Origin of the sequence: Streptomyces sp. 13-12-16 (assembly GCF_002114215.1) — a bacterium.
In the GTDB taxonomy this organism is placed as follows: domain Bacteria; phylum Actinomycetota; class Actinomycetes; order Streptomycetales; family Streptomycetaceae; genus Streptomyces.
This window is the reverse complement of sequence record NZ_NCTE01000044.1, coordinates 1-10488: the sequence shown is the minus strand read 5'-3', so window position 1 is coordinate 10488 and position 10488 is coordinate 1. Positions and strand designations below refer to the sequence as shown.

General features: G+C 73.6%; 12 protein-coding genes. 3 read left to right on the top strand and 9 right to left on the bottom strand.

Features of this window, described 5'->3' with window-relative positions; translation table 11 throughout:
- The 3 genes from B7767_RS02175 to B7767_RS02165 form a co-directional block, all read right to left on the bottom strand.
- On the bottom strand, positions 1-467 hold a 467-nt coding region (locus B7767_RS02175), incomplete at its 3' end, for an ROK family transcriptional regulator (RefSeq protein WP_143652144.1).
- Between the two features lie 97 nt (positions 468-564).
- Entirely contained in the window at positions 565-1227 is a 663-nt protein-coding gene (locus B7767_RS02170; protein WP_085570593.1) for a response regulator transcription factor, read from the bottom strand.
- A gap of 14 nt (positions 1228-1241) precedes the next feature.
- On the bottom strand, positions 1242-2411 hold the full coding sequence (locus B7767_RS02165) for a sensor histidine kinase (protein ID WP_085570594.1): 1170 nt from the start codon (positions 2409-2411) through the stop codon (positions 1242-1244).
- A 108-nt stretch (positions 2412-2519) separates the two neighbouring features.
- Between B7767_RS02165 and B7767_RS02160 the strand changes: the two genes are divergently transcribed.
- Genes B7767_RS02160 through B7767_RS02150 form a run of 3 tightly spaced genes read left to right on the top strand, consistent with a single transcriptional unit; the run spans position 2520 to position 4646 of the window.
- Positions 2520-3440 carry an ABC transporter ATP-binding protein gene (locus tag B7767_RS02160; protein WP_085570592.1) on the top strand — a complete coding sequence of 307 codons (921 nt, stop codon included), beginning with the start codon at positions 2520-2522 and terminating at the stop codon, positions 3438-3440.
- Positions 3441-3442: 2 nt separating this feature from the next.
- Positions 3443-4168, top strand: a complete 726-nt coding sequence (locus tag B7767_RS02155) for an ABC transporter permease (RefSeq protein ID WP_085570591.1) — start codon at positions 3443-3445, stop codon at positions 4166-4168.
- A 55-nt stretch (positions 4169-4223) separates the two neighbouring features.
- On the top strand, positions 4224-4646 hold the full coding sequence (locus B7767_RS02150) for a hypothetical protein (protein WP_085570590.1): 423 nt from the start codon (positions 4224-4226) through the stop codon (positions 4644-4646).
- Positions 4647-4656: 10 nt separating this feature from the next.
- Here B7767_RS02150 and mug read toward each other — a convergent pair whose 3' ends face one another.
- The 6 genes from mug to B7767_RS02120 form a co-directional block, all read right to left on the bottom strand.
- Entirely contained in the window at positions 4657-5205 is a 549-nt protein-coding gene (gene mug, locus B7767_RS02145) for a G/U mismatch-specific DNA glycosylase (RefSeq protein WP_085570589.1), read from the bottom strand.
- Positions 5202-6644 (bottom strand): adenylosuccinate lyase, encoded by a 1443-nt coding sequence (gene purB / locus B7767_RS02140; RefSeq protein ID WP_085570588.1) that lies wholly within the window; start codon positions 6642-6644, stop codon positions 5202-5204. Before purB ends, mug begins: the two co-directional genes overlap by 4 nt.
- A gap of 72 nt (positions 6645-6716) precedes the next feature.
- Positions 6717-7499 carry an SGNH/GDSL hydrolase family protein gene (locus tag B7767_RS02135; protein WP_085570587.1) on the bottom strand — a complete coding sequence of 261 codons (783 nt, stop codon included), beginning with the start codon at positions 7497-7499 and terminating at the stop codon, positions 6717-6719.
- 59 nt (positions 7500-7558) lie between these two features.
- Entirely contained in the window at positions 7559-8572 is a 1014-nt protein-coding gene (locus B7767_RS02130) for a hemolysin family protein (protein WP_085570586.1), read from the bottom strand.
- Positions 8569-9951 (bottom strand): hemolysin family protein, encoded by a 1383-nt coding sequence (locus B7767_RS02125; RefSeq protein ID WP_085570585.1) that lies wholly within the window; start codon positions 9949-9951, stop codon positions 8569-8571. The genes B7767_RS02130 and B7767_RS02125 overlap by 4 nt, the downstream gene beginning before the upstream one ends.
- Positions 9952-10110: 159 nt before the next feature.
- The coding region (locus B7767_RS02120) for a GNAT family N-acetyltransferase (RefSeq protein WP_256923291.1) at positions 10111-10488 on the bottom strand (378 nt) is incomplete at its 5' end.

The following is a 10488-nucleotide window of genomic DNA, read 5'->3' as shown; positions in this document are numbered from 1 at the left end:
GGCGTGCCCACGCCCACGGCCCGCAGCGAGCCGCGCGGGACACCGGCCCGCCGCAGCAGCTCCGCGACGGCCGTGCTGATCCGCTCCAGCCGCTCGTCGGCGTCGACCGTCTCGTCGACGTCCCGCGCCTGCGCGCCGATCACCTTGCCGTCCAGATCGGCCAGCAGCGCGGCCACCCGGTGCACGCCGATCTCCAGGCCGAGCAGATGCCCGGCCTCCGCCCGGAACCGGAACCGCCGCGCCGGCCGCCCCTGCCGCCGCGCGGCCCCCTCCTCGGCCGCCGTCTCCACGACGAGACCCGCCTCGATGAGCCCCTCCACGACGCCCTCGACGGTCGGCCGGGACAGCCCCGTCACCCGGGTCACCTCGGTCAGCGTCGCGCAGTCCGTCGCCCGCAACGCGTGCAGCACCACCGCGGAGTTGATCCTTCGCAGCAGCGAGGGGTCCCCGCCGGTCAGCCGACCCACCGTCCGTCCTCCCAGCTCGTGCGCATGTTGGGCGGATCGTACTCGGCGCCGCCGACCCCGGCGACCTCCGGGCACGGCCACCCCTTCGGACGCGGGTTCAGCCCGGCGCCACGAAGCCCGACTCGTAGGCCGCGATCACCGCCTGGGTCCGGTCCCGCGCCCCCAGCTTCGCCAGCACGGCGCTCACATGGGACTTCACGGTCTCCGTCCCCACCACCAGCCGCGCGGCGATCTCCGCGTTCGTCAGGCCCCGCGCCATCAGCCGCAGCACCTCCCCCTCGCGGTCGGTCAGCCGCGCCCGCTCCAGCACGTCGCGCGCCGCGCGGTTGCCGTCACCGTCGGCGTACTCGGCCGCGAGCCGGCGCACCGAGGCGGGGAACAGCAGCGACTCGCCCTCGGCGACCAGCCGCACCGCGTGCACGATCTCCGCCGGCCGCGCCCGCTTCAGCAGGAACCCGTCGGCGCCCGCGCGCAGCGCCCCGTACACGTACTCGTCGTTCTCGAACGTCGTCACGACGAGGATCTTCGGCGGCGCGCCGACCGTCCGCAGCAGCGCGCGCGTGGCCTCGATCCCGTCCAGCAGCGGCATGCGCACGTCCATGGCGACCACGTCCGGCCGCAGTTGCCGCACCAGCGGGATCACCGCCGCGCCGTCGGCCGCCTCCCCGACGACCTCGATGTCCGGCTGCGCCTCCAGCACGGCCCGCAGACCCGCGCGTACGAGGGGTTCGTCGTCGACGAGCAGAACGGTGACCGGCATGCGGCCAGCGTAGATCAGCGCAACGGCAGCTCCACCCGCACCCGCCAGTCACCCCGGTCGGGACCGGTGTGCGCCCGCCCGCCCAGCAGAGCCGCGCGTTCGCGTATGCCGCGCAGACCGCTGCCCCGGCCGGGCCCGGGCACCGCCCCGGTGAGCGGATTGCGGACCTCCAGGTCCAGCGAACCGTTGTCGACCGCCACCCGGACCCGCACCGGGACGGCACCCGCGTGCCGCAGCACATTGGTGAGCGCCTCCTGGAGGATGCGATACCCCTCGCGGGACACCGGCCCGGCCACGGTGTCCAGCGGCCCGGTCATCTCGGCGTCGACCTTCGCTCCGGAAGCCCGCGCGGACTCCAGCAGCCGGCCGGCCTCCGTGAGTGTCGGCCGGCTCCCCGCCGGCCGCCCGGACTCGCGCAGCACGCCGAGGACCCGCTCCAGGTCCTCCAGCGCGGCCCGGCCGGTCTCCTCGATGGCGTCCAGAGCCCGGTCGGTGAAGGCGGGATCGCCGGCCGCGCGGGCGGCACCCGCCTGCACGACGGCCACCGTCAGGGCGTGACCGATGGAGTCGTGGAGTTCCCGGGCGATGCGCGTGCGTTCCAGGAGCTGCTCGGTCCGTTCCTCCATGGCGGCCAGCCGCTCGGCGGGGGAGGGGCCGAGCAGCCGGTGGGCCAGCGCCGTGATCAGCCGGCCCGAGGCGACCACGGTCGCCGCCAGGGCCACCGACGCCACCGGCATCAGCAGGACGTGCCACCAGCTATGTCCCTCGAGGAGGAGCAACTCGCCGGAGGCCGTGTCCCCGCCGAACGCCGCAGCCCCCAAGTCCACCACGGCCATGAGCAGGTGCACGGTGAACATCGACGTCACGCAGCCGATGAGCAAGCGCGCCTGAAGCCATACGACGAGCCTGCCCCGGTCGCTCCAGGAGGCGGACGGCGCGACGACGATGCCGTTGCTCTCGCCGTCGGGCCGCTGACCGGTCAGCAGCAGCCTGGCCTGCAACCCCTCCACCGTGCGCATCGCCGGCACCAGCCCGACGGGCAGCAGCACCAGGGCCGCCGCCGCCCACGTCCACCACGCCTCCTCGACGAACAGCCACATCGACGGCCACACGATCGCGATGAACAGATGCAGCAATCGTGTGTACGTCACCGTCCGGCCGAACGGGCGCAGCAAGCGGATCATGCCGTCATCGTGCCAGCCGCCACCGACGACGGACCTCCCCCGCACGGGGGAGACGATCTCCACCGGCGGGGGAGGCACCGCCCCCGTGCGAGCCGTCACGCTGCTGCCATGACCAGCATCGACGTCCAGGACCTCACCAAGGAGTACGGCACCCGGCGAGCCGTCGACCACCTCACCTTCCGCGTCCTGCCCGGCCGCGTCACCGGCTTCCTCGGCCCCAACGGCGCCGGCAAGTCCACCACCATGCGCCTGGTGCTGGGCCTCGACCACCCCACGTCCGGCTCCGCCACCGTCGGCGGCCGCGCCTACGCCACCTTCGGGGAACCCCTGCGCCAGGTCGGCGCCCTGCTCGACGCGCAGGCCGCCCACGGCTCCCGTACCGGGCGCGACCATCTGCGCGTCCTGGCGGCGAGCCACCGCATCCCGGACCGCCGGGTCGACGAGGTGCTGGAGGAGACCGGTCTGGGCCCGGTGGCGCGCCGCCGGGTGCGGACGTACTCCCTGGGCATGCGCCAGCGGCTGGGCATCGCCGCCGCGCTGCTCGGCGACCCGGAGGTGATCATGCTCGACGAACCGTCCAACGGACTCGATCCCGAAGGCATCGTGTGGATCCGCACCCTGCTGCGCCGGCTCGCGGACGAGGGGCGGACCGTCCTGGTCTCCAGCCATCTGATGAACGAGACCGCCTCCTTCGCCGACCACCTCGTCGTCCTCGGACGGGGCCGGCTCCTCGCCGACACCCCGATGCGGGAGTTCATCGACGCGCGCGTGCGCCCCGCCGTCCGCGTCCGCACCTCCGACCCCACCGCCCTCAAGAGCGTCCTCGCCGGGCACGGTCACGACGCCGTGGAACACCCGGACGGCCACTGGACCGTGCCGGACGCGCGCGTGGACGACGTCGGACGCCTCGTCTCCGCCGCCGGGGTGCCGATCCTCGAACTCACCGCGGACGAGGGCACGCTGGAACAGGCCTACCTGGACCTGACCGCCGCCGAGACCGAGTTCGCCGCACAGCCCCAGGAGGCCTGACCATGCAGTTCGCACCCGTGCTCCGCGCCGAGTGGCTGAAGATCCGCACCGTCCGCTCTCTCCCCGGGGCCCTGTTCGCGCTGTTCGCCGCGACCACGGCCTTCTCCGCGATCGCCGGGGCCTCCGACACGTCGGACCCCGGGTTCGACCCGCTGTTCACGGCCCTGTCCGGTGTCGCGCCGGGGCAGATCGCCGCCATCTCCTTCGGCGCCATGGCCGTATCGGCGGAGTACCACAACGGCGCCCTGCGGCTCTCACTGGCCGCGGTCCCGCGGCGCGGACGCTGGTTCGCCGCGAAGGCCACGGCGATCGCCGTCCCCACGCTGGCCGTGAGCCTGCTGACCGCCCCGGCCGCTCTCCTCGTGGCACGGGCGGGGCTCGGCGAGGCGGCAGGCGGCCTCACCCCGGCCGAGCAGATCCGGGGCGTCGTGGGCTGTGCCGTCTACCTCACGCTGATGGCCCTGTTCGCCGCGGGCCTCGCGACCCTGCTGCGCAGCGGAGTGGCCACGCTGTCCCTGCTGATCCCCTTCATCCTCGTCGTGTCCTTCGTGATCGGCGACGCGGCCGGCACCGTCGCCGACTTCCTGCCCGACCGGGCCGGACAGGTGGTCCTGTACGAGACCCACGACGGAACGCTGGACCCCTGGCCGGGACTGGCGGTCACCGCGCTGTGGACGGCCGCCGCGCTGGTGGCCGGGGCGTGGAGCCTGCGCCGCCGCGACGCCTGACCGGAAGTCGGCCGACGCCCCGCCGCCCGGACGTGCCGACGGGTTTACTGGACCGATGAACATCGCCCGGCACATCGCCCTCATCGACGAGCTGTGCTTCCGCCCCTTCCCGGCGGAGCACGGCCCGTCGGACGACGGCTTCGGGGGACCGGGCCACCATGTCGCCGTGCTGGAGACCGACGACGGCCCGGACGGGGACCCCGCGCGGCGGGCGGTCACGGTGGACCGGTTCGAGGAGGACCACGACGCCGTGTACGAGGTGCTGGCCTCCCGCTGGGGAGACACCGGCCCCTGGAACCCGCGCACCGGGCGGGAGGAGACACCCGAGCCGTGGGCCTGGCTCGCCGCCCGTGCCGGGGCGGCCCGGGTGTGGGAGGTGCAGGGCACCGGCCGCTGGGTCGCCGTCGCGGTCGCCGACCGGGACCCGAACGACGCGATCCGGCTGCTGGCGGTGGTCACGAAGACGCCCCCGCCCTGACCACCGGCCGTCACCGCTCGGCCGCGGCCTCCCGCAGCCGGCCGAACTCCTCCGCCAGCGTCGCCGGCGTCCAGTGCGCGTTCAGCCCGCTCGGATTGGGCAGCACCCACACGCGGCTGTCGCCGATGGTCCTCTCCTGCGGCCCGACCCGCGCTTTCCGGTCGTCGAACGCCGCGCGGTACGCGGTGACCCCGAGCACGGCCAGCCACCGCGGCCGCAGCCGGGCCACCTTCAGGGCGAGCAGCCGCCCGCCCTCCCGGTACTCCTCGGCGCTCAGCTCGTCGGCCCGCGCGGTCGCCCGCGCCACCACGTTGGTGATGCCCAGTCCGTACGACAGCAGCTCCCGCTGCTCGGACGGCAGCAGCAGCCGGGGTGTGAAACCGGAGCGGTGCAGCGCCGGCCAGAAGCGGTTGCCGGGCCGGGCGAAGTGGTGACCGGTCGCGGCCGTCATCAGACCGGGGTTGATGCCGCAGAACAGCACGCGCAGACCGTCCGCGACCACGTCCGGTACCAGACGGTCGCGGGCGGCCTCCAGCTCCTCCTGGGTGAAGCGCGTCAGAGGATCGCCCCCGGGGTGTACCCGGCGGCCTCCGGGTGCTGCTTGACGAGTGCGTCGACGCGGCCGACCACGGTGGCGACCTGGTCGCCCGCGGCGCCGGTGAAGGACAGCTTGTCCGCCATCAGCGCCTCCAGCTCCGCGCGGTCGAGCGGCAGCCGCTCGTCGGCGGCGAGCTTGTCGAGGAGGTCGTTGCGCTCGGCGCCCCGCTCCCGCATGGCGAGGGCGGTGGCGACGGCGTTCTCCTTGATGGCCTCGTGCGCGACCTCCCGGCCGACGCCCGCGCGCACGGCGCCCATCAGCACCTTGGTGGTGGCGAGGAACGGCAGGTAGCGGTCCAGCTCACGGGCCACGACCGCCGGGAAGGCGCCGAACTCGTCGAGCACCGTCAGGAACGTCTCCAGCAGCCCGTCCAGCGCGAAGAACGCGTCCGGCAGGGCGACCCGGCGCACCACCGAGCAGGACACGTCGCCCTCGTTCCACTGGTCGCCGGCCAGCTCGCCGGTCATCGAGGCGTAGCCGCGCAGGATCACCATCAGGCCGTTGACGCGCTCGCAGGAGCGGGTGTTCATCTTGTGCGGCATCGCGGACGAGCCGACCTGGCCCGGCTTGAAGCCCTCGGTCACCAGCTCGTGCCCGGCCATCAGCCGGATCGTCTTCGCCAGCGACGACGGCGCGGCGGCGAGTTGCACCAGCGCGGTGACGACCTCGTAGTCGAGCGAGCGCGGGTAGACCTGACCGACGCTCGTGAACGCCTGCGAGAAGCCCAGGTGCCCGGCGATCCGCCGCTCCAGCTCCGCGAGCCTGCCCGCGTCGCCGCCGAGCAGGTCCAGCATGTCCTGCGCGGTGCCGACCGGGCCCTTGATGCCGCGCAGCGGGTAGCGGCCCAGCAGCTCCTCCACCCGGCCGTGCGCGACGAGCAGTTCGTCGGTGGCGGTGGCGAACCGCTTGCCGAGGGTGGTGGCCTGCGCGGCCACGTTGTGCGAGCGGCCGGCCATGACCAGCTCGCCGTACTCGCCGGCCAGCTTGCCCAGCCGTGCCGCCACGGCGACCGTGCGGTCGCGGATCAGCTCCAGCGAGAGCCGGATCTGGAGCTGCTCGACGTTCTCGGTGAGGTCGCGGGAGGTCATCCCCTTGTGCACGTGCTCGTGCCCGGCGAGGTCGTTGAACTCCTCGATCCGCGCCTTCACGTCGTGCCGGGTGACCTTCTCGCGCTCGGCGATCGAGGCCAGGTCGACGGTGTCGAGGACACGCTCGTAGTCGGCGATCGCCGTGTCGGGCACCTCGATCCCGAGGTCCTTCTGGGCCCGCAGCACGGCGAGCCAGAGCTGCCGCTCCAGCCTCACCTTCTGCTCGGGGGACCAGAGCGTGGCGAGCTCGGCGGAGGCGTAGCGTCCGGCGAGGACGTTCGGGATACGGGGCTTGGCGGGCGCAGCAGTCACGTACAGGGAGTCTACTGGCGATTCCTGCAGGCCGGCGCCACCGGGTGGCCTGGAGGAAAGCACAAGGCGGCGCTACAGGCCCTCGTACGGCAGCAGCTCGGGCCGCTTCGGCGGCAGACCGTCGCCCGAGGAGCGGCCGGTGAGGCGGCGGCCGATCCACGGCAGCAGGTGCTGCCGCGCGAACCGGGCGTCCGCGACCCGCCGGGCCACCCAGCGCGGCGGCAGCGTCGCCTCCGGGGGCAGATGCCACTCGGGGTCCTCCGGCGCGTGGCCCAGCGTCTGCCAGACCGCCTCCGCGACCCTGCGGTGCCCGTCCGCGGTCAGGTGCAGCCGGTCCACGTCCCACAGCCGGGGGTCGGCGAGCGACGGCGCCCCGTACAGGTCGACGACCAGCGCGCCGTGCTTCCCGGCGAGCTCGTCGACGCACTCGAACAGCGCCTCCATGCGCGGGCGGAAGCGCTCCAGGACCGGGCCCTGGCGGCCGGGGCTGCGCATCAGCACCAGCTGCCCGCAGTGCGGCGCCAGCCGCTCCACGGCCTCCGTCAGCAGATCCCGCACCCTCCCCATGTCGCACTTGGGCCGCAGGGTGTCGTTGAGCCCGCCGACCAGGGTGACGACGTCGGCCCGCATGGCGGCGGCGACCTCGACCTGCTCGTCGACGATCTGCTGGATCAGCTTGCCGCGCACCGCGAGGTTGGCGTACCGGAAACCGGGAGCCTCGGCCGCCATCCGCGCGGCGAGGAGGTCGGCCCAGCCCCGGTAGGTGCCGTCGGGAAGGAGGTCCGACATGCCCTCGGTGAAGGAGTCGCCGAGGGCGACGAGGCTGCTGTAGGGGGGAGTGGGATCAGTCTGCATGGCGACACAGATGGTATCCCGCGGCACATACCCGCCGGTCGGTCGCCCTCCCCCCGCGCTCAGGCCCGCTGTCCGAACAGCTCCTGCAGCACGTCCTCCATGGTCACCAGCCCGGCCAGCCGCCCGTCGGCCCCGAGGACGGCCGCCAGATGCGTACGGCTGCCCCGCATGGCGGTGAGGACGTCGTCCATCGGCGTGCTCTCCCGCACCCGCGCGATGGGCCGCATGTCGCCCAGCCGGAACGGCAGGTCCCGCGGCGAGGTGTCCAGGGCGTCCTTCACGTGCAGGTAACCGACGATCCGCCGCTGCTCGTCCACCACCGGGAAGCGGGAGAACCCGAACTCCGCCGACAGCCGCTCCAGCCCCTCCGGAGTGACCCCCACGCTCGCGTAGACGACGCGCTCCAGCGGCATCACCACGTCCCGCACGGGCCGCCGGCCCAGTTCCAGCGCGTCGTGCAGCCGTTCGCGCGCGCGGTCGTCGATGAGGCCCGCCTCGCCGGAGTCCTTCACGATCTGGGCCAGCTCGGAGTCCGAGAAGGACGCGACGACCTCGTCCCGGGTCTCGACCCGCATCAGCTTCAGCAGCACGTTGGCGAACGCGTTGATCGTGAAGATCACCGGGCGCAGCGCGCGGGACAGCGCCACCAGCGGCGGACCCAGCACCAGGGCGCTGCGCACCGGCTCGGCGAGCGCGATGTTCTTCGGCACCATCTCGCCGAGCAGCATGTGCAGATACGTGGCGAGCGCCAGCGCGATCACGAACGACACCGCGTGCCCCGCGCCCTCCGGGACACCCACCGCGTGGAACACCGGTTCCAGCAGATGCGCGATGGCCGGCTCGGCGACGACGCCGAGGACCAGCGTGCACAGGGTGATGCCGAGCTGCGCGGCCGCCATCAGCGCGGACACGTGCTCCAGACCCCACAGCACGCTCTTCGCGCGCCGGTCGCCCTTGTCGGCGTACGGCTCGATCTGGCTGCGGCGGACCGAGATCAGCGCGAACTCGGCGCCGACGAAGAAGGCGTTGACGACCAGCGTCGCCAGACCGATCAGCAGCTGTACGACGGTCATCGCCGTGCCCCCCTGTCGTCCGTGGTCCCGGCCGTCCGCCGTTCCGTCGTCCGCTGTTCCGTCGCGTGCCGGTCGTCCGGGGGCGCGTGCAGCAGGACGCGTGCCGCGCGGCGGCCGGTGGCGTCCACCACGTCCAGGCGCCAGCCGTCGACCTCGAAGGTGTCGCCGACGGCCGGTATCCGGCCCAGCTCGGCCGCCACGAGTCCGGCGAGGGTCTCGTACGGCCCCTCCGGCGCGCGCAGGCCGACCCGCGCGAGCTGGTCCACCCGCGCGAAGCCGTCGGCCGAGAACAGGGTGCGCCCGCTCTCGTCGGTGCCGGCCCGGGCCAGGTCGGGGGTCTCGTGCGGATCGTGCTCGTCGCGGACCTCGCCGACGACCTCCTCGACGATGTCCTCCAGCGTGGCCACGCCGGCCGTCCCGCCGTACTCGTCGATCACCACGGCCATGGTGCGCCGGCCGGAGAGCCGGTCGAGGAGGCGGTCGACGGTGAGCGATCCGGGGACCAGCAGCGGCTCGCGCATCAGCTCCGACACGGGCACCCGGGCGCGGCGCTCCGCGGGCAGTGCCAGTACGTCCTTGACGTGCGCGGTGCCGACGACCGCGTCGAGGGTGTCGCGGTAGACGGGGAAGCGGGACAGTCCGGTCGCCCGGGTCACGTTGGCCACGTCCTCACACGTGGCGTGCACCTCCAGCGCGATGACCTGGACGCGCGGTGTCATCACGTTCTCGGCGGTGAGGTCGGCGAGGTTCAGCGTGCGGACGAAGAGCTCGGCGGTGTCCGGCTCCAGGGCGCCCTCCCGGGCGGAGTGCCGGGCGAGCGCAGCGAGTTCCTGCGGCCCGCGCGCGGACTCCAGCTCCTCGGCGGGCTCCACGCCGATGCGCCGCACGATGCGGTTGGCCGTGTTGTTCAGGTGGGTGATGAACGGGCGGAAGGCGGCGCTGAACCAGCGTTGCGCGTTGCCCACCCGTCTGGCGACGGCCAGCGGCGAGGAGATCGCCCAGTTCTTGGGCACCAGTTCGCCGACCACCATCAGGAACACCGTGGACAGGGCCGTGCCGATCACCAGGGCGAGGGAGCTCGCCACCGAAGCGGAGACGCCGATGTCCTCCAGCGGGCCCGCGATCAGCGCGGCGATCGACGGTTCGGCCAGCATGCCGACCACCAGGTTGGTGACCGTGATGCCGAGCTGCGCGCCGGAGAGCTGGAAGGTCAGGTTCCGTACGGCCTTGAGGGCGCCGGCGGCCCCCCGCTCGCCGCGCTCGACGGCCCGCTCCAGCTCGGCCCGCTCGACCGTGGTGAGGGAGAACTCGGCCGCGACGAAGGCACCGCAGGCGAGCGAGAGCAGGATCGCCACCAGGAGGAGGAGCACTTCGGTCATCGGGTCACCTCTGTCCCATGGTCGGACAGGACGGGAACGGATGCGCGGTGTCGCGGACCGGGAGGCTCGCCCATGAGCGGACGCACACAACCTTTCATGGAGGACCGAGTGGCCCCACAAGGGTAAAGGACCGGCAAAGGTGTGCTGTCGGGCCGTGGATCACCCGGTGAGGGGCTTCACCCAGCGCCGCCAGCGTTCCTCCCGCGCATACCCGGCGGAGCCCCATGCATGGTGGGCGGTCCCGTTGTTCTCGAGCACCATCGCGTCCGCGCGGCGCCCGCCGAGCCGTACGAACCGTTCCTCCGCGGCGGTCAGCAGCGCGGAGGCGACGCCCCGGCGGCGGCGGTCCGGGTGCACCGCCAGCCGGTAGAGATGGCACCGCCAGCCGTCGAAGCCCGCGATCACCGTGCCGACCAGCTCACCGCCGCTCTCCGCGAGGATCAGCGCCCCGGGGTCGCGGGCGACCAGCCGTTCCACGCCGTCCCGGTCGTCACTGATGCTCGTGCCCTCGGCGGCCACCTTCCAGAAGGCCAGCAC